Source organism: Marinoscillum sp. MHG1-6 (genome assembly GCF_024714475.1).
Lineage (GTDB): Bacteria > Bacteroidota > Bacteroidia > Cytophagales > Cyclobacteriaceae > JAMZMI01.
On sequence record NZ_JAMZMI010000006.1, the window covers coordinates 178,079 to 199,003 of the forward strand.

Below are 20,925 nucleotides of genomic sequence, written 5' to 3' on the forward strand. Positions count from 1 at the left end.
CTACTTGAGGCCCAGAGTACTAATCAACATTTGGCGATGGGGTTAGTACCACTGGGCTTTTTTACTAGCTGCTATCCATTTCTTTTTGGGTTTTTCTTGATTTTAACTGCGTTATCTTTAATCTGATAATCGAATCCGTATATATATGAGAGTCCTTCTAATACCTCTTTAAGATTTGCGTTATTAAATTTTCCCGAGAACCCTTTATTGTTGCTGAATTCAGCTTTATCATAGGATATATCAACCCCATAGTAGAGCGCTAATAACTTGAAAACTTCAGGCAACCGCTCTCCGCTAAACACCAGAAGATTAGACATCCAGCCAAAGGCCTTTTCCTGATCAAAAGTGTCTCTCATCAACATGCCTGTTCCTTTCTCATAGTTGACCCTTTCTCCCGGCTCAATAATCTCGTGTTGATCGTTACCTGAAACCTTCACCTTTCCACTAGCCACTGATACAGCCACCCCCGCATCATCCTGATAAGATTTGACCCCAAATGAGGTTCCCAGTACCTCTACCTCAATAGCGCCGGCCTTGATGATAAAGGGTTTAGATTCATCCCGAACCACATCAAAAAAAGCTTCACCCTCAAGCGTAACTTCTCTTTTCCCGTCCACAAAAAATTCATGCACCATCAACTTACTTCCGGCATTCAATACAACCTTTGAACCATCCGGCAACGTAGCTCGTTTCTTTTGACCCGGCGAAGTACTTTCCACCTTGCTCATTACTAAATCCTTATTTGTCTTAGAATTCATAGACTGGAAGAGCGCAAAGCCTATTCCCGTGACAACGAGCAATACCGCGGCTATTCTGAGTAGCGGCCATAATTGAATCCCTTTTGATTTAGGCTTTTTTATCTTATCCTGACTGAAATTCGCGTTAAGCTCATTCCATATGACCTCACGTATGTGATCCGTTTCCTCAGCTATGTTCTGGGAATAAGCAAGCAGGCGAAAAACAGCCCTTTTATTTTCCGGATGCTCTTCAAGCCAACCTTGTAGCTTCTTCCACTCGCCTTCGCTCAGTTCACCATTGATGTATTTATATATGATTTCTTCCATAAGAATAAGCAAACGATTGCATCGAATTCATATATAGGAGTGACCTGAGGTGGTGATGGGGGGACGAAAAGAAAATATTTATAATTTTTACAAAAAAATGAGGTTATTATTTATTGAATTACCAATGGTGAGCTCAATTCACTGATATATTCACATTTTTTTTTCGTAACAAGAAAAGGAAATAATCACTCGTCAGGATGGATTACATCAGCTCTCCTGTCTGGAGCCCTATTGCAATCAGAAACTGTCCAATTAGCCTAACGTCCGGGAATACGGCATCAGTACGATCCAAATAGAAGTCTATAATCTTAGATCGCAAATTGCTTTGAGCTTTCTTAAGCTGACTTTTAACAGTTTCCACACCTATTCCAAGCTCATCAGCAATTTCCTGATATTTAAGACCTTTCTCCTTTGCCATTCTAAAAACCAGCTGACACTGGTCAGGCAATTCGTTAATGAGTCTATCCAGCTCTTTCTTCAGCTCTTTTTCGAGCAACAATTCTTCAGGATTGATGTGATCCACCATTTGTCGAAAGACCTCTTCGTTTTCTTGCTTCAACTCCTTATTATCCCTTAAGCATGCCTGAACTGCCTGATTTTTGATCGAAACAAACAGATAAACTTCCAGGTTTTTGATGGATTCAAAGGCAACCTTGTTCTTATAGAGATTAAAAAAGAAATCAGAAACGACATCTTTTGCCAGAGGCTGAGATTTGCAAATCACCCGAGCATATGCATAGAGTCTATCGAAATATTGCCGATAGACTTTCTCAAATTTACTCACCCAAACTTCTTCGGAGATCACTTGATTTTCGCCATATGGTTGGTTAGCGCTCAAAATATTACAATAAGTGTAATTACAACAACAAAGGAAAAGTACAATTTACAATTTTTATAGTGTTTTTCCAGAAAAACCCCTGACCGAATTGAATACAAGAAAACTCCACCTCAAAGATTTGAAAAACTAATGACCCTTTCAGTTCAAGTCCAATCACAGTAAAATGTGATCATATTCTCACAGATCGGGTTTCAATAATTTTTTAAGTATTTCAACACATCATCAAAGATTTTATACCTCTACCAAAGTCTTAAGATTCTCTATTTTTCAATTCATTATTGAAAATATTGCAAACCTCATTAACTTTAGTGTTCGAATTCGCAAATCCTTCCAACTAATTCAATAAATAGTGTAGCATCCTAATGATCAACACACTATTTGATTAACACACTTTTTTAGTCGATCAAATCCATCTAAAAAGATGATTTTGTCAAGTTGAACATATACAAATGAAACGAATAATTTTAAGCTATGCAATCGTTTGCTTTATTGCAACAGCTTTTGCACAAATACAAAATACAACCGCCATTGCTTTCCCCGGAGCGGAAGGACACGGACGATTCACAACTGGTGGTAGAGGTGGTCAGGTTATCTATGTAACCAACCTTAATGATTCGGGGTCAGGTAGCTTGCGGGCTGCCATCGGTACCAGAGGCCCCAGAATAATTGTCTTTAAGGTATCGGGAATCATTTCACTTAACAGCAACCTGAGAATCACCAATGGCAACCTCACCATTGCAGGCCAGACAGCCCCCGGCGATGGCATCTGTCTAAAAAACTACTCATTGCAAGTCGACGCAGACAATGTCATTATTCGGTACCTCCGATCCCGCATGGGAGATGAAGCGGCTAACGAAGGAGACGCGATGTGGGGCAGAAACAGAAAAAACATTATTCTGGACCATTGCACCATGAGCTGGAGCACAGATGAATGCGCCTCGTTTTACGATAATGAAAATTTCACCATGCAGTGGTGTATCTTATCAGAAAGCCTAAGGGTGTCGGTCCATGATAAAGGAACTCACGGTTATGGTGGTATTTGGGGTGGCAAGAAAGCCAGCTTTCATCACAACCTGCTAGCGCATCACGACAGTAGAAATCCACGAATGAATGGGAGCAGATATTCCAACCTACCAGACCTGGAATTGGTTGATTTTAGAAACAACGTCATTTACAACTGGGGAGGAAACAGCGGTTATGCTGGTGAAGGTGGAAGTTTCAACTTCGTTAATAATTACTACAAACCCGGTGCGGCTACCAGCCCTGGGGTCAGAGACCGCATATTCTCACCAAATGCAGATGGAGGCACCAACACCCAACCTGCTGGTGTCTGGGGAACCTTTTACGTAGATGGAAATTATATGAATGGCAGCACTACCGTCACCAATGACAACTGGGCCGGTATCGATCCTAATCCCGGCACTAAAAGCAAGGAGGAGTTAAAGTCGGATACCGAATTCGATGAGGGTCAAATCTCAACCCATACGGCTGCAGATGCATTTTCAAGAGTTCTGGATTATGCCGGAGCAAGCCTTAGTCGTGACAGTCACGATACAAGAATTACAAATGAAGTTCTGAATGGCACATATACCTACTTAGGATCCACCACGGGAGCAACCAAACCGGGATTGATTGATACACAATCCGATGTAGGCGGCTGGCCTACCTACAACAGCTCTACGGTCCCGACAGATTCAGACAATGATGGTATGCCTGATGACTGGGAGGATGCTAATGGTCTTGATAAAAACAGTGCATCAGATAATAATGATTATGATCTAAGTGGATTTTACACCAATATTGAGGTCTATATCAACAGCCTGGTGACTAATATCACCGCTGCTCAGCTTGCAGATGGCTTGTCCAATTATGAGGATATTGAGACCATTGCTGAAGCCGCCATACTTATTGCAGACAACCCGGGAGACACGAGTCAGTACGTAGAACTTGGTGATCCTATTGTCAATATTATTTTCTCATGGGAAAATGCTTACAGTGCAGTAGTCACTGGCCTGCCGCAGGGTTTAATAGCCACCTTAGATCAAACCAACGATCAAATTACCATCAGTGGAACCCCATCGGAAGAAGGAACATTTATTTACACAGTTACCACCATCGGCAGCCAGACCAATGCTAACTTTACAGGAACACTCATTATCGAATTGGTATTGAACAGTGATGTTGAAGCCAATGATATAATCATCCACCCCAATCCTCTTCCTGGTAACTGTTTATGGCTTCAAGCCCGAGAAACAACTCAAATCAATTGCGTTGATATCTGGAATCAGACTGGCCAAAAAGTATACTCGGAGATTTTAAAAGATGAAAAGAGGACAAATATCAAACTCAACCTTACAAAAGGGCTGTACATCATTGAAGTCGGGACTAATTCGGGAGTGTTGAGAAAAAAACTAGTGGTCAATTAACATATCATAACACAATTAATAATATGGACAATTTTAGATGCACTCCTACCACCTCGACACCCTTCGTCAGAATCAGCTTCGATGAAGGTGTCCTAGACATCAGTGGTCGTTCAAGCCCGGAGAACACCCTGGAATTCTATCAGCCTATAATTGATACGGTTGCAAAATTTGCAGGTGAGGGTAAAGATCACATCACAGCCAACTTCCAATATGAATATTTTAACACCAGTTCCGCCAGATGTATCTTCTTGATCATTAAGGAACTTAAAAAGTTAAATGAAGCAGGCATTGGGATTACGATCAATTGGATTGTAGATGAGGATGACGAGGACATGGAAGAAACTGGCCTTGATTTTCAAGACATGGTAGACCTGGAGTTTAATATTAAAATTATTTCAGGCGAGGACGAAGGGTAAGTCTAAGGAGAAAATAGCAAAAGCGTTACCTTCGCATGAACAACTTAGGTCATGACAAGGTACGCTTTAATTTCACTTTTTTTATTGTTTTCGGTTGCCCTCCACGCTCAGGTAAACCTACAAGGTATTGTAGTAGATGCAAGCAATGGAACACCACTTGCCGGAGCGGTGGTTACTTCTACTTCGGCCAATACTATCACGGATGCCACTGGCCATTTCGGTCTTGCATTAGAAGACCTTAACAACCCCATTCAAATTAAGCATTTGGGGTATGAAAGTATATCCGTTGCGGTTAAGCGTCCGAATCAAACTGTACGCATTGCGTTGAGTGCCTCCGACACCGAATTGGATGAAGTGGTGATTTCCGCTGGATATGTGGACGAAGTAGTCAAAGAAAGCAGCATGACCGTAGATATCATCACCCCTTCCCACCTGCAACGTGATGCACCTTACAGCATAAACCATAGCCTGAACCGCACGCCAGGTGTGTACATGCACTCCGGAACGTTGAACACCAATCGTATTACGATACGGGGCATGGGATCAAGAAGCCTCTTTGCCACGGACAAAATAAGAGCTTACTATGATCAGATTCCTTTGACTGATGGAAGTGGCAACTCTACGATTGAAGACCTGGACCAGGCTTTTATTGAGCGACTAGAAATCATCAAAGGCCCCAACTCAAGCCTTTATGGTAGTGGCCTTGGAGGTGTGGTCCAGATTAGAAGCAACCGACCAGCCTACGGAAACACTTCTCTTGAAAGTAGCGTCACCATGGGTTCTTTCGGTACCGTGAGATGGCTTACTGGTGTTGCAGAGCATAATGACAAACTATCGCTAAACCTCATCCATACCGAAACCACCAGTGAGGGTTACCGTGCGAATAACGAATACAATAAGGCCCAAACCGGCATTACAGGCAGATATTACCTGAATAATGATAGTTACTTCAATTTCATCAGCATTTATACAGACCTTCGAAGTGAGATACCCAGCTCCCTTTCCTTTGATGATTATAAGAGCTCACCCAGCTCCGCAGCAAGTAACTGGAATGAAGCTCGGGGATATGAAGATTATCAAAAGCTAATCTCTGGTTTGTCCTATCACTATACCATCGGTAAAAACTGGAGACTTTCACACTCTCTAAATATCCAAACCAGAGAAGCCTACGAACCCGCACCGCGACCCGTGAACATCATGGATGATGAACTATTTGCCTATGGCACCAGAACGGTTGCGCATTACCGAAGTAGGTTTTGGTCTTTCAATGGAGGTTTTGAGTGGTTTAAGGATCACCTGAGTTTCTCGACCTACGAGAACTTACACAGCCCAACAAGTAACGGTAGCGTGCAAGGGGGCCTTATCAATGAAATCGAAGAACACCGTTCATTTCTTAATATGTTTTCTCAAATCAACATTCACCCTACGGAGAAAATAAATATTGAAGCGGGAGCGAATGTGAATTTCACAAGATATGAATTGCAAGACCCTTTCAGAACTGACGAAACCAATTTGTCGGGCGCCTATAATTACAAACCTATTATATCTCCTAGGTTAGGAGTGGTCCATCAAACGCTTCCCTCACTCAACACCTACGTAAATCTCAGCCATGGATTTTCCACACCAAACCTTGAGCAAACCCTATACCCAGATGGCTCGGTGAACCAGGAGATAGCTCCTGAAACCGGATGGAACCTGGAAACCGGACTTCGAGGCAACAAGTCCAGACTCAGTTATGACTTTTCCTTATTTCATATGAGTATCAAAAACCTTCTGGTTGCGCGTCGCACGCCGGAAGATCAATACATCGGTGTCAACGCCGGACACAATACTCATAGGGGAATTGAGGCTTCCGCAAACTTTCTTTTAGCTCAGTTCAAAAATACTGCACTTAATGTTTGGGGTGCAGGATCATGGATGCATTATCAATTCGATGATTTTGTCGACGATGGCGAAGACTTCTCAGGAAACCGTCTGACCGGCGTTCCTAGATACAAAAGCTCCGGTGGATTGGATTTGAAAGGGGACAAGGGGTTCAATGCCAATGTCAATTACCAGTATATAGGTAAAATGCCTATCACTGATGATAATTCGCTTTACGTAAAAGAATACATGTTATTAAACGCACGGGCTGGATATTCCAATAGCATTGGGAAACTTGACTACTCGGTGTATTTCGGGTTGAACAATATCCTCGATGAAAAATATGCTTCCATGCTTTTGATTAATTCATTTACAGGCAGGTATTATTACCCGGGATTACCAAGGAATTATTACGCCGGAATCAACCTAAAGTACAGGTTCAGATCTATCGTGAATTAATCCCTGAACTTTTTGAATACCGTAATAGCGTTGTGACCACCAAATCCAAAGGTGTTGCTCATCGCTACGTTGATCTCCTTTTTCTGAGCTTCGCCGATCACAATATCTAATCCCTCCGGCACATTTTCATCTAACGCAGTTGTGTTGATGGTTGGTGGGACGATGTCATCCTTTACGGCCATAATGCAGGCCACCGCTTCTATGGCACCAGCGGCTCCCAACAAATGTCCTGTCATCGATTTGGTCGCACTTAGTTTCGGCGACTTTTCTGAAAACACCTTTTTGATCGCTTTGAGCTCGCTCACATCTCCCAGTGGAGTAGAAGTCGCATGCATGTTTACATAATCAATATCTCCAGTGGATACTTCTGCTTCTTCCATGGCTAGCTGCATCCCCCTGGTAGCACCCTCCCCGTCCGGATGAGTGGCAGTAAGGTGATAGGCATCTGATGTCATTGCTCCTCCTCCGATTTCCGCATAGATTTTTGCTCCACGTGCCAGGGCATGTTCCAATTCCTCCAGAATAATAGCGCCTGCTCCTTCTCCCATAACAAATCCATCTCTGTCCTTATCGAAAGGTCGACTTGCTGTCGCCGGGTCATCATTCCTGGTAGATAGAGCCTTACTGGCGTTAAACCCTGCGATACCTGAAGCATTGATCACCGCATCTGACCCTCCCGACACAATCATATCTGCTTTACCCCATCTTATATGGTTGAAAGCTTCGATAAGCGCAGTATTAGAAGTTGCGCATGCAGAAACGGGTGTATAAGTCACTCCTTTAAGTCCGTATTTAATAGATATGATCCCGGATGCCATATTGACCAGAATTTTTGGAACGAAGTAAGGGTTGAACCTTGGAACACCGTCGCCGGTAGCATAGTCGGAGATTTCATTGTGGAAACTTTGAATTCCACCATTGCCTGATCCCCAGATAACTCCAGCACGAAAAGCATCTATTTTTCCCAAATCCAGCCCGGCATCTTGCAAGGCTTCCTCTACGGCCACCAGTGCATACTGAACATAAGGATCATTTGTTCTGATCTCTTTTCTGTCCAGATGATCGGTTACCTCAAAACCTTTAAGTTCACAGGCAAACTTGGTTTTATGATGGGTAGTATCGAAATAGGTAATGGGTGCAGCTCCAGACTTACCTGCCACGAGGTTTGTCCAAAAGTCGTTTAGATTATTTCCAATAGGAGACAGAGCCCCCATTCCGGTTACTACTACTCTTCTTTCTCTCATAGTGTTTTTCGTTCCACACCTAAGTAATCTACTGATTCCACGCAGATGTGTCCTTCATTTGAATCTGCTAAACTACTTCCTAGCGCTTTTATAATAAAATCGGAAGACCGCAAAACCACACATATTTCCAATTTCTATCGACAGGTGCTAGCATTTGTCAGTTGTGGACATATCACAAATCATCTCTCGTACTCACTAACGTCATGTGGTAGGCATCAATCCGCCCCCAACTTGCATTCACAATTAAAGATCAACGATCACGAGAAATGAGAACTCTTAAAAAACACAGCATGATCCTACTGGTAGCCCTGGCTACCGCTCCATTATTGGGGATGCAAAGTCTTTCTCCGGTGAAAGACGGGTCAGAAATCAAAATCACAGGAACGAGCTCCCTGCATGACTGGGAGGAAGAAGCCACTTCATTTGATGTAACAGGAGACATTCAGGCGGACAAGGTTGCCAACCTTCAGATCCTGATTCAAACCAAATCAATCAAAAGTGGAAAGTCCATCATGGACGACAAGACGCATGAAGCGCTAAAAGCTAACAAGTACCCTCACATTACACTTAAAGCAGAATCGCTTGTAATCAAGGGAACTACCATCAGCGGACAAGCCCAGCTTCAAATTGCCGGAAAAACCAAGACCATCTCAATCAACAGTAAACTAACTGATTTAGGTGACAACCTGGTTTCGGTTTCCGGATCACTGGATATCATCATGTCAGAGTACGGTGTTGACCCTCCTACAGCAATGTTTGGGACTATGGTTACCGGAGATAAGGTGAACGTCCAATACCTATTCAAACTCAAAAAGAACTAATTAAATACAGATAAAAATCAAACCTTAATAAATAGCCATGAAAACTTCAATATTTTTCAGATCATTTATCGCTGCAGTACTAATGCTGGGCGTGTATATGGCACAGGCACAACAGCCTGAACTCGGATACTTTAGAGCAAACGATCAGTCAGGGCTCAATGTCTTCGAGACACCAAAAACAGATGCGGATGTACCTTTCGAGGGTGTCAAAGTCAGAGTGGGTGGAGATTTTGCCCTTCAATTTCAAGGTCTTTCCCAAACCAACTCAGGGGACTCTTTGGCAAAAATTGGTCAAAACTTTAACCTTCCTACTGCCAACCTGAATTTGGATGTACAGTTAGCCAAAGGTGTAAGAATGCACATGAGAACTTACCTTTCTTCTGAACACCACAATGAAACCTGGGTGAAAGGTGGTTATCTTCAAGTTGACGATTTGGACTTTGTTTCTGAAGGATTTTTAAGCGGCGTGATGCAATATGCGACCTTGAGATTTGGTATGGACGAAATCAACTATGGTGACGCACACTTCAGAAGATCAGACAACGCTCGTGCCATCTACAATCCATTCGTGGGTAACTATATTATGGATGCCTTCACCACTGAGCCTTTTGCTGAGTTGACTGTTCAAAAAGACGGTATCATCGTAGTAGCTGGAGCAACTAACGGACGACTTAATCAAAGCGTAATCAATAACTCAGACAAAGGGGCAGTGCTTTACGGAAAAGTAGGCTACGACAAACAAATTGATGAAGACCTAAGAGTGAGATTGACTGGGTCTATTTACACAAGTACTGAGAAAAGCACTCGTGACAACCTATACGCTGGTGACCGTTCTGGAAGCCGATACTACGATGTATTGGGTACAGACTCCAACCCTGCAAACTTCAGAGCCGGAAGATTCAACCCTAGCTGGGCCTATAGAAACTCTTTCATGATCAACCCTTTTGTACAATTTCAAGGACTGGAAGTATTTGGGGTATTCGAAGTTTCCAGCAATGGCCTGAAAGCGGCTGAAGCAGATCCAAAATCAGGAGGACAGTATACACACATTGCCGCTGAAGCACTTTACAGATTCGGAACTTCAGAGCAGTTTTACATTGGCGGTAGATATAACTCTGTATCCGGAAAAGACACTGATATAGCGCTAACCAAAGAGCAAACCAGAATCAACGTTGGTGGCGGTTGGTACCTAACACCAAATGTGTTAACTAAAATAGAATATGTAAAACAAAGTTTAGAGGGACCGGGCTATGCGAACAGCTATAATGAAGGTGCTCAGTTTGATGGTATCGTGATCGAGGCAACCATTGGTTTCTAAATTTAACCTGGAAACAGGGCACAGTAAAGGAGGGCTTTCAAACCCTCCTTTTTTTATCCCTCAATTGAAAGTCTTGAAATGAACGATTTAAATTCCCAAGAGCTTGCTTCAAAACCAAGGTAGGCTAAGTCAAAAAAACGGGATCAATCGAAAAACCGGCGGGGTAACTTCAAAAACACAATAAGCTCTTCTTACCACCGAAAACACACAGAAATAAATCCTGTTGGTAGATCTCTAATTTTCCCTTATTTGGATAATGTGCCGCAGTTTATTTAATGCCCTATAAGGCTTTTGCTGACTCTGTTTTCTCGGTGGTCTCAGGGGTGAGAGAAAGGGAGAAAATTCTTACCTGAGAAGGTCTCTAATAGATAGTACAATCGCTCCACAGAAATATTGTTTGATCTGAAAAACCATGAATGCTTAAAACTATTGGATCCAAAAAACATTTCAAACTTTAAATACATTACCAACCTTTCCCACCTTATTTCGTCTCCACGAACATTCGGATATCAAAAGCAATCTTAATCTGATCATAGACCCTTACCGTCCCCCAGAATTTAGTCGGGGGCTCAATCTCAAAGTAGGTCATTCTCAAAGGCTGTTCACCATGCAAGGTCAGATCCGTGGCTGAATGGTTTATCACATAAGCCTGATGTATCAGCATATTTCTCTTCACCCCTCCAATGGTCACATCCACATCCGCAGAGACTTTCAATTTTTCAAAACCTTCGCTATCACGCCTAACATTGATCTGATTGATTTTTAAGATCAGATTCGGATAATTATCTGCCTTTAGAATTTCACGAAGATCATCCGTCATTGCCGCCATACCACAATCGAAATGCCTGACTTCATAAGTCAATTCCAACTTGTCAAACTGAATACTAAAGTTGGACCAGGTGCTATGAACCAACAAGGGATCGGAAATTTTAGGGTTGTAAAGTGTACATCCAAACTTGTTGACGTTGGTCTCTCCCTGGATCATTATTTCACTGGACATTACAGAAACGACATGCTCGGAACGCATCTGCCCAAAAACCAGTTTTGATCCTAAGAGGGATACAAGAAAAAAAACATACCTTAACGAAAAAACAACTTTACCCATGAACGGTACACTCTATCTGGAAAATACGATTAAGCTAGCCCAATATTATAAGAAATTGGGCAACTCTACACTGGAACAGCTTACCGAAGATGACATCCACTGGACACCTGGCCCTACATCTAACAGCATTGCGATCATTGTAAAACACCTGTGGGGCAACATGCTCTCAAGGTGGACCAATTTTATGACTGAAGATGGCGAAAAAACCTGGCGTCAACGAGATGAAGAATTTGAAGACGACATTCAAAATATGGATGAGCTAATGAGCAAATGGGAAGAAGGGTGGACCTGTTTTCTCAAAGCACTCAAAAGTCTAAGGACTGAGGACATGGACCACGTTATTTATATCAGAAATGAAGGTCACTCAGTAGCCGATGCCATCCAAAGACAAATGGCGCATTACCCCATGCACATTGGACAGATGATCTACATCGCTAAACTGCTGAAAGGCGATGACTGGCAAACGCTCTCTATTCCGAAGGGTCAAAGTCAGGCTTACAATGAGAAAAAGTTTAGTGAGGAAAAAGAAGATCGGCACTTTACCGATCAGGTGTAAGTGTTGGCATGTCACTCCCCTACAACAGAAATAGGATCATCTATATCTGCAAAGTTCGGATTAGATAGGTGCAGCAATCTATAATGCTGTTCGATTATGCTGTTTTCAATGGTCAGCTCATTGGAGCTTTTCTCGTAGGTCTGGTTCCAGGGAGTGCCCGACTCAAGACATAAAGAGAGCATCTCCACTTCATTCAGATGACTGTAATACATCCAAATACCCTCTAAAAATTGAAGGTCTTTTGTCTTCATCGATTTAATTTCATCCAGTTTGAGGGTACCATAGATATTTCTACTGTTCTTAGAATAAAATTTGTGAACAGAAGCTACAACCGGTCCATGCCGCCACGCCTTCACCTCCTCCAGTATGAGCGGCCTCCCATCAATGGCCAAATGCCATCCATGAGCAAAATAGACCATGAATTCGATTTTATGAGGGGTTACAGGAATTTGCGTCCGCTGGGACTTATACACAAAAAAATGTGCAAGGGTTGATGCTTTGTACATATTACTATTGCTGGTTACTCAAATATAATCACTCTCTTTCTAGATCATAGGCTTCATGATTGAATCAATATTATAACCACATGAATAGGAAAAAATTGTCTCAACTGAGCACAATCGGATACGACAAATTCACTCTCGACCAATGTGTTTTACACAACCAATAGAACATATAATAGTATCTGAACTTTTAAAAATCGCTGCGAAAGCTCATTTATGGGGAATAATATAACTTATGAGCGTTTATACAGCTAATTTTGGGAAATATCAGGGGCTAATACGCCGGTCGAAATTGGACACCGTACATTTATCACACAACGCCTCTAATGGATCGCCGTTAATAGTTACAAGTACAGATTGAGAGGTTCAACCCTTTCCATGACAATTCAGCAACAGAAAAGCTTCATGCTTTTGTTGGCACCACCTATTTCAAAACAATTCAATCATGAATGATAATCTAAAATTGGCCGTCCTTATCGACGGCGACAATATACCCTCCGCGCACGTGAAAGAGATGATGGAGGAAATAGCCAAATATGGCAACCCCACGATAAAAAGAATCTATGGTGACTGGACCAAACCCGGGCTCAATAAGTGGAAAAGCTTACTTCTCGAAAATGCGATCACCCCCATCCAGCAATACGCCTACACCAGTGGAAAAAACGCCACCGACTCGGCCATGATCATCGACGCAATGGATATTCTGTACACTGAGAAGGTTAACGGATTTTGCCTTGTGTCTAGCGACAGTGATTTTACTCGACTGGCTACCAGGCTCAGGGAAGCCGGCATGCAGGTGATCGGTATCGGAGAACGGAAAACACCCGAACCATTTATCGTAGCATGCGACCGATTTATTTATATCGAAATCCTGAAAAATACATCAGAAGAAAAGACCGAGAATAATCTCGAACAGTCTGGTAAATCAACTGTTGATAAAATCACACGCAAAGAAATCAAGCTAATCTCAACCACCATATCAGACCTGTCAGATGATGACGGATGGGCCTTTCTGGGAGATGTCGGGGGCTTACTGCAAAAAAAACAGCCCAACTTTGATGCTCGTAATTACGGCTTTGACAAGCTCACACCCCTGATTAAATCCATTGGTAGTTTTGAGGTCGAGCAGCGGGAGAATCCCAAGAGTAAAAACAAGCTCATTTATGTCAGGAATAAGGACAAACAGGGCAACAAAAAATAATCAATTGGAATACCCGTAGCTGGTTTCATTGATAATATTGATCTTAACCGGTTCATTTCAATTCACCTAACACTGGCAGATGATCCTACAAGATTATCCATATCTCAACATTACAGAAGACAGCTTTGCGGACTTCACCTTTAAGCAACGTGTTCCTCTAATACTTCAGGAAATAATTGATCAGGAGTGGCCAAAAAAGGTCAAATCTAATCTCATTGATCTCTTAAATGCTGGTAAAAAACTAAAGGTCAAAGGTCTGGTGATCAGTAGCAGTCAATCTGTCTATTGGGAAAACTTTTTTGAGAATTACGCACGTAAATCCCTTGATGATATTCCCTTTTTCTTTGCCGAGGTTTACTGGTATCAGTATTTGCTGACAATCACGTGCTATGAGGAAAATGGCATTGATCCATTTGCCGGAAAAAAGAAACAGGAACTTGAGGACTCCATTCATCAATATACTGAAATGCTGTCTTTGCTAGATTCGGAAGATCTAAGTGACGTGCTATTGCTTTGCTTAGGTGGAAATAAAGCTGACCTCAGCCAACTGAAAAGACAGCAAAACGAACTAAAGCTTCTAACAGATCATAGGGAACAGTTACTTGACTCTTTGCACGCCAACCGGCAGGTTCACATCCTTCTGGACAATGCAGGAACCGAACTCTTTACCGATTTATTGTTGTCATGGACATTGATGAAAAATAAAAAGTGCTCTAAAGTCATCTTGCATGCCAAAGCGGCCCCAATCTTCGTTTCCGATACCATTCCGGAGGATATCGACATGCTTCTTAGGTACCTTTATAACTCTGGAAAAACTCCTCTGATTCAATTCGCTAAAGAAATCAGGGACTTGCTGGATAAGAAAATGATAAAGATTGTTCCACATCCTTTCTGGAACAGCCCCAATCATTTCACTTCCGTGCCTCAGGAGATTAACAACATGTTCGGAAGTAACGACCTCCTCATCAGTAAAGGTGATGCCAACTACCGACGTTTTTATGAGGATCGCGAGATTCCATCAGACTTTAGTGGAGCCGCAAAGATCACAAATCACCAATTTGCCTTGCGCACACTCAAGAGTCAAATTATTACGGAACTGGATTCGCAGACAGCTCAGGATTTGACCAAAAATGATCCCAATTGGATGATCAATGGAGCCTATGCGGTCATTCAGGAATTGAGGTAATTCAAACAGCTCTTTTCCTGGCAGCTTTTCTCTTTTATAAATTAAGAAAACCGATCTCCAAATGGAAACCGGCTTAATCTACATAGTGGTTGGTTGGTCCGCTGGTTGATGGGTCCGCTGGTTGATTATTTTAGTCTATAGCAGGTTTGGACCTTGTCACCTAATTAGCTGTTTCTTATATGTAAACTGGTTGTCATGAATGATCAACACATTATAGAGCCCTGGTTCCAGATGCCTTACTTCTATCTGGGCTTCACTTTCGGTTAATTCAAAATTCATCACCTGTCTTCCCATCAGGTCATAAATAAAGACCTTCGATCCTATCACCCCATTCTTCACATTGATAAAATCATAGGCCGGATTAGGGTAGAGACTGATTTCAGAGGGCACTGGTTCGATTTCAGGTGCTGCTTCTTCACCTGCCTGACGTGAACCTGGATTCGTTTCATATAGCTCGAAGAACCACAACTGGGTTTGGCTATTTACATCGTCTGTGTTTTGAATGATACTATCCAGCGCATCAATATCAATCATATTACCCCCATTGACTGATTTAATCTGAAAATAGCCCTGATCTCGATCAACAAGCTTCCATAGCTGGTTATCATATCCACCATAATTCCATTGATGGATCTTCGCCCCGGCCTGTGTCGAAACGCCCTCTACATCTAAAGCTTTATTAGTATTAGTAGCTGAAACGATGCTAAACGTATCGGTGGTCACTTCAGTAAGGATCCACTGCTGATAAGGATTGTATCCATCGTACGCACCGGCAAAGACAACACTTCCATTTCCATTTACGCTATCAGCTTCAACAGCCGCATTGTTGGTTTTTGCCCTGATGTAGTATGTGGAACCGCTCTCGGGGCAATCCTGACAGTCAATGGAATAAGTGTAGGGGCTGGTTGTCATATCAAAGGTGAAGGTGTACGCCCCCGAATAGTCAGTAGTAAAGCTAAGATTATCAGCACCTGGATCAGAAGATAGTTCACCAGGAGTACCTGAATCTCCCCACCATATTGTCTTATCAGAAAACTTCATTGTGTAACTGTCCGCATCAAGGGTCAATACAGAGACGTATAGGTCTCCGTCCTGTCCCACACTAGTCATTGGATCAAGTACCCAACCGTTAAATGACCCCCCAATATGTATTACAGTGGTGTTAACAGTGATTGATGCCTGAATAGAAGGGTCTGACTTCAATTTTGCTGTTACTGTTGCCGATCCCTCTCCTGTTCCAGTAATTTTTCCACTCCAATCCACTGTCACAACATCATCATCATCGCTTTCCCAAATGATATTTCTATCAGAGGCAGTAGTCGGATTAAACGAGATGCTCAACTGCTCTATTTGTCCATTTTTCATGGAAATTGAAGAACCATTCGTAATGCTGATACTAGTGGTCGTATCCTCTCTGAACAACATAGACGCAGGTATTTCTTTCTTGTCAATGTTATTTGCTTCTGACTCATAACTCACAGTCAACAGACGACCTCCATCATATTCAAAATACTCCACCCTTATAGCATGCATTCCCGCTTTCAGACCAATTTCTCCGGATTCCTCTTTTTCCCCATGTTTCCCATCATTATCCACCACCCATTCGCTTCCAATATACAAGTTGCTGCCATCATCAGAATTGAGATAGAACTTATAGATACCATCTTCAGGGATTTCCACAAAACCTGTGTACTTCAGGGCATAAAAGTCATCATTTTCACCTGGAGGAGCGTATGAACGATATTGAGTCCTAATTACGGTATCCTCTGCCGTCAGAGTGGAAAAATCAGGAACTGACTCAGTCACTACCTCATAATAATAACAATCCAGCCCACTTAACAGGTTATCAGGGTTATCTGGCTCTCTTAACGGTAGTTCCCTAAATAGTAAGGTATCCGGTACAATGGTAACGTTACCACCGTTATAATCATCTTTCTTCACCTTAAGCTCCAGATCGGTATTACCGGTGTTTTCTAAGTACCGAATCTCCATGGCATGGTACCCCGCTTTGAGGTACATGGTATCCTGGCTGGAGTTTTCGCCAGGATCATAGGAATCCTCCACTACCTTGGAATTTCCAATGTATAGCACAGCTTTATCATCAGCTTTTACATAAAAGATATACTCCCCATCGGTTGGAGCCTTGAAATATCCGGTTAGCAAGCAAGCAAAGTTATCCCCACTTACATGCTCATCTTCAAGTTTCACTATATCCACACTGTCGGTCATGTCCGGCACATAATTACCGAATAGTGGCATGCCTTGCAGATCACCCGATGACAAATCGTAGTACTTATAATCCAACCCTCCGGCAAGCAGACCGGCAGGTTGGTCAGGTGCTTTTTCAACCATCACATCCAACCAGGCCTTGACATCCCCGTTATCCGCACTTTGAGCCTGTATTGACGATTTTCCTCCCGCTTTTGCAATGGCTACACCATCACAGATGAGTACGGCAGATGAGTTCGAACTAGACCAGGAAATCCCCTGATTACTTGTTCCTGTAGGGTTAAAGGTGACTACCAGGGTATCTGTTTCACCAACTTCCAAAGCTGCCGCCCCCATACTGCCATGCGCCAGGGAAATACTGCTTACCGATTGGATCACATTGATGAAGCAGGTATCGGTTTTATAATTTCCTCCACCTATACTTACTTTACAATAAACCCTGGCCGATCCGGCCCCTTCCGCATGAATGTCCCCATTGCTTACAGATACAACATTAGCATCTGTTGTCCCCCACGCTATTGTATTACCATTGGTGCTGGTTGCAGGCCACCGTGTGGCATAGAGCTCATAATCGTTGCCTACCCTAAAGTTATTGAGGCTTTTCCTTGATATGACCAGACTATCCAAGGACGTAGTGGAACCATCTACAGTCACCTGACAGGTTGCGGTTTTATTTGAATTCCCAAAAACTTCAGCGGTTATGGTAACCGGCGAGCTGGTCGTGTTCAAAGCAGTGACTACTCCATTAGATGAGACCGACACATCTGTGCTATTTGACGAAGTCCATTTATAGGACTGCCCAACGAAAGGACTTATGCTATCCGCAAGGTTCACTTGTCCATTGACACCCAGGGTAAAAGACAAGCTGCTGTTCGTTCCGGCCAGGGTGACCGTGGGTTTATCTTCAAAACCCTCCGGGATGGATCTATCATCTTCTGTTAGCACCATCCATTCCCCAGGCCCCATCGTAATCTGCTCGTTTTCCACTAGTGTGATCTGCTCACCGGTAAAATAATTGTACCAGGTACCATAACGTTGAGGCACAAAGGTCTGTGGCACCACATCAAAGTTCCCGAGCACATATGCATTACTGCCATTTGGATCGTTGTAGAAAGCTCCTTTAACAAGCCCCGGGTATTCAAACCAGACATCTATATCATCGCTGGCATCTTTGAAAGGTTCCGTATCCCTTAGCTTCAAAAGTGCGGAGGTGATTTTCTTCAACTCCTGGCGACGTGGGTCATTCATATAGCCCAACTCCTGTATCGTAGGCTTAGTTCCTGTACGACCATTGTAGTTAATACTATAGTCAAAGCCTAACTCAGAAAACATCCAAAGCATCTTCGGACCAGGCATAAGGTAGAAAAATGCTGACCCCATCGCCATCCGCTGAAGGGCTGTACTTGTGTCACTTAAATTGTAGTCACCACTTTCAAGGCCACCCTTCATGATATTAATGATCATTCGCTCTTCGTCATGGTTTTCCAGAAAACTCACACTTTTCTTTTCTTTGGCATCATCAAGTGCAGCAGGCTTATTAGCTGATATTTGATCATAAAACCTTTCCTCAAGGTGGTCATTCCACGTTAATATTTTATTATAACTGACTGTAGGGCTGGCGTGACTACAAAGGTCATTTTCTTCAGACTCGGCCCAATGCTCCAAGATGACATAGGCTTTGTCGTTTACTTCCCACATTTCATCTGCCATTCTTTCTATAACCGCTATCCTCTCCGGGTCATAATAACCACAATCCCCATCAAATCTGTTGGTAAATCCCTTGGTAAAATCAAAGCGCATCCCGTCCACCTTAAATTCTGACAACCAGAAGGTATTGACGCTATCCACAAAATCCTGGGTAGCCGTAGTTGTATGATCAAAATCGGGACCCCAGACTGACTGTCCGCAAGCCGGAATGTATTGGTTAAACCATGGGTTGTCGATCGTTGGACGCTTGGCAGCCTGATCATAATACATCTGGATCATTGGACTCTGTGTTCCCGAGTGATTCAATACCATGTCAATAATGACGGCCATTCCCTTTGCATGCGCAGAATCAATCAATTTTTTCAAATCATTTTTCAACCCATATCGCTTGTCCACAGCAAAGTAGTGGGTAGGGTTATATCCCCAGCTATCGTTGTATCCAAACTCATTAACAGGCATCAGTTCAATGGCATTTATACCCAGTGATTTGATATAGTCCAGACTATCAATAACCTCCTGAAAGATGCCTTTTTCACCAAAGTTTCTTACCCATAGCTCATAAATCAATAAGTTAGAATTTACGGGCGGGCTAAACGATGTTGTTTGCCACTCATAATCGGGCTGGTCCGTCTGTAGTATACTGACAACCCCTATTGTTTCATCGGTCCACTGTTTATTTAACGGATACACCCCGTCATCAATCAACTCGGGATCATACTTGGGATCAAGTATCAGCTCTGAGTAAGGGTCAGATAGCCTTAAATGACCGTCAACAAGGTATTGATAAGCATATTGCCTACCTGGTACCAGGTTATCTACCTGCAACCAAAAATAGCCATTGGCGTCTTTTTTCATTGGCCGGGGCTGCCAATTATAGAACTCGCCATCCAACAGTACAAAATCCTTTTTAGGGGCATAAAGGCAAAGTGTTGCCTTCGTAGGATCAGAAGGGAAATAGTTTACACCTGAGATGATATTAGCCGGTTTACTATCCATTTCACTAACATCATGAACAAATATTTGGGCAGTAGCGGTGTCTTTCACAGAACTGGTATTCAGATCAGTAGCCACGAGCATAACATCGTAGGTTCCGGGGGCATCAAACATTGTGGTATAAACAATTTGACACGACTTACTTATATCATGCTTTTTTACGTAGGTTCCATTCTCCTTCACATAAAGATCAATATTAGCTGCTTTGGTGGAGCTTCCCGCAATGGTAAGGTTCGTATCCCCGGCAACATGATAAGCCCCATACTTGAGGTCATCAAACTCAATATCAACCGGTGTAACGAAGTCTATGAAATAATTACTGTAACTACAGTCATCTGCCCCTTTAATCGGTCCCCCAGACAATTGCTCACTTCTAAAGGTCATTGAAATACGATGAACCTCCTCATAATCCAGATCACCTGCTACCTGTGAGTAATAATTACTTGGTTTAATTCTCTTACGCCAAATGGACGAACTTCCTATCTGTTCCAATTCCCATCTGGTAGAATCGATATTCCAATCACCCTGCCTAAAAGACCAACTCGTTCCCTCCGGGCCATCAAGCACTAAAGCAGAATGAAGATAAATCTTACTTACTCCTTCAAGGTCCTGTGTGCCTTTACTAACATCAAACTCAATAGTCAATGAGTCATCAATGGTAAGGTCCACCCCATTGATATCTGACCAGGTACTTCCATTGAGGTACTTGACCGTCACCGCCGATGGCTGTGCGTAAAGATGAAACATCCCGCCCATTATAAGAGCAAGGATGATCACTAGCTTGGTTGGTATGTGTTGTTTCATAGATAAGTTGGTTAAGTTGATGTTTGCTTTTCGAATAATCTGAAAGCCCTCCAATAATGAGTTAAATGCGATATTGATAATATTTGAATTTCTTTTCAATTAAGAATTATCATTTTCTCATTTTGAAGTGATTCTATTAAAAATTATTCAGCATTGTGAAATATCAGGAGTTGTTTAAAGTAAACAATCATT

The 20,925-nt window shown here is 42.6% G+C and carries 14 protein-coding genes; 8 read left to right on the plus strand and 6 right to left on the minus strand.

Annotation, left to right across the window (positions count from 1 at the left end; all coding sequences use genetic code 11):
- Positions 1-71 precede the first annotated feature (71 nt).
- A complete protein-coding gene (locus NXR94_RS14085) occupies positions 72-1,064 on the minus strand; it encodes a FecR family protein (RefSeq protein WP_258105299.1) in 993 nt (330 codons plus the stop codon).
- A 202-nt stretch (positions 1,065-1,266) separates the two neighbouring features.
- A complete protein-coding gene (locus NXR94_RS14090) occupies positions 1,267-1,902 on the minus strand; it encodes an RNA polymerase sigma factor (protein ID WP_258105300.1) in 636 nt (211 codons plus the stop codon).
- Positions 1,903-2,351: 449 nt separating this feature from the next.
- Between NXR94_RS14090 and NXR94_RS14095 the strand changes: the two genes are divergently transcribed.
- Genes NXR94_RS14095 through NXR94_RS14105 form a run of 3 tightly spaced genes read left to right on the plus strand, consistent with a single transcriptional unit; the run spans position 2,352 to position 7,066 of the window.
- On the plus strand, positions 2,352-4,328 hold the full coding sequence (locus NXR94_RS14095) for a T9SS type A sorting domain-containing protein (RefSeq protein ID WP_258105301.1): 1,977 nt from the start codon (positions 2,352-2,354) through the stop codon (positions 4,326-4,328).
- A gap of 23 nt (positions 4,329-4,351) precedes the next feature.
- The gene (locus tag NXR94_RS14100) at positions 4,352-4,744 is read left to right on the plus strand and encodes a DUF1987 domain-containing protein (RefSeq protein WP_258105302.1); all 393 of its coding nucleotides are present in this window, start codon (positions 4,352-4,354) and stop codon (positions 4,742-4,744) included.
- Positions 4,745-4,795: 51 nt separating this feature from the next.
- The gene (locus NXR94_RS14105; protein WP_258105303.1) at positions 4,796-7,066 is read left to right on the plus strand and encodes a TonB-dependent receptor; all 2,271 of its coding nucleotides are present in this window, start codon (positions 4,796-4,798) and stop codon (positions 7,064-7,066) included.
- Here NXR94_RS14105 and fabF read toward each other — a convergent pair.
- A complete protein-coding gene (gene fabF, locus NXR94_RS14110; protein ID WP_258105304.1) occupies positions 7,063-8,310 on the minus strand; it encodes a beta-ketoacyl-ACP synthase II in 1,248 nt (415 codons plus the stop codon). The two genes, NXR94_RS14105 and fabF, sit on opposite strands and share 4 nt — an antisense overlap.
- 266 nt (positions 8,311-8,576) lie before the next feature.
- On the opposite strand from fabF, the gene NXR94_RS14115 reads away from it, so the two are divergent.
- Entirely contained in the window at positions 8,577-9,131 is a 555-nt protein-coding gene (locus NXR94_RS14115) for a YceI family protein (protein ID WP_258105305.1), read from the plus strand.
- A 37-nt stretch (positions 9,132-9,168) separates the two neighbouring features.
- Positions 9,169-10,449 carry a hypothetical protein gene (locus NXR94_RS14120; RefSeq protein WP_258105306.1) on the plus strand — a complete coding sequence of 427 codons (1,281 nt, stop codon included), beginning with the start codon at positions 9,169-9,171 and terminating at the stop codon, positions 10,447-10,449.
- Between the two features lie 481 nt (positions 10,450-10,930).
- Here the strand turns inward: NXR94_RS14120 and NXR94_RS14125 are convergent, their stop codons facing one another.
- Positions 10,931-11,449 (minus strand): hypothetical protein, encoded by a 519-nt coding sequence (locus NXR94_RS14125; RefSeq protein ID WP_258105307.1) that lies wholly within the window; start codon positions 11,447-11,449, stop codon positions 10,931-10,933.
- Between the two features lie 103 nt (positions 11,450-11,552).
- Between NXR94_RS14125 and NXR94_RS14130 the strand changes: the two genes are divergently transcribed.
- On the plus strand, positions 11,553-12,110 hold the full coding sequence (locus NXR94_RS14130) for a DUF1572 domain-containing protein (RefSeq protein WP_258105308.1): 558 nt from the start codon (positions 11,553-11,555) through the stop codon (positions 12,108-12,110).
- Positions 12,111-12,121: 11 nt separating this feature from the next.
- Here NXR94_RS14130 and NXR94_RS14135 read toward each other — a convergent pair whose 3' ends face one another.
- The gene (locus NXR94_RS14135; protein WP_258105309.1) at positions 12,122-12,616 is read right to left on the minus strand and encodes a Panacea domain-containing protein; all 495 of its coding nucleotides are present in this window, start codon (positions 12,614-12,616) and stop codon (positions 12,122-12,124) included.
- 442 nt (positions 12,617-13,058) lie between these two features.
- Between NXR94_RS14135 and NXR94_RS14140 the strand changes: the two genes are divergently transcribed.
- A complete protein-coding gene (locus tag NXR94_RS14140; RefSeq protein WP_258105310.1) occupies positions 13,059-13,814 on the plus strand; it encodes an NYN domain-containing protein in 756 nt (251 codons plus the stop codon).
- 79 nt (positions 13,815-13,893) lie between these two features.
- Complete coding sequence (locus NXR94_RS14145) at positions 13,894-15,000, plus strand: damage-control phosphatase ARMT1 family protein (protein ID WP_258105311.1); 1,107 nt, start codon at positions 13,894-13,896, stop codon at positions 14,998-15,000.
- A 156-nt stretch (positions 15,001-15,156) separates the two neighbouring features.
- Here the strand turns inward: NXR94_RS14145 and NXR94_RS14150 are convergent, their stop codons facing one another.
- A complete protein-coding gene (locus tag NXR94_RS14150) occupies positions 15,157-20,733 on the minus strand; it encodes a PA14 domain-containing protein (protein WP_258105312.1) in 5,577 nt (1,858 codons plus the stop codon).
- Positions 20,734-20,925: the final 192 nt, after the last annotated feature.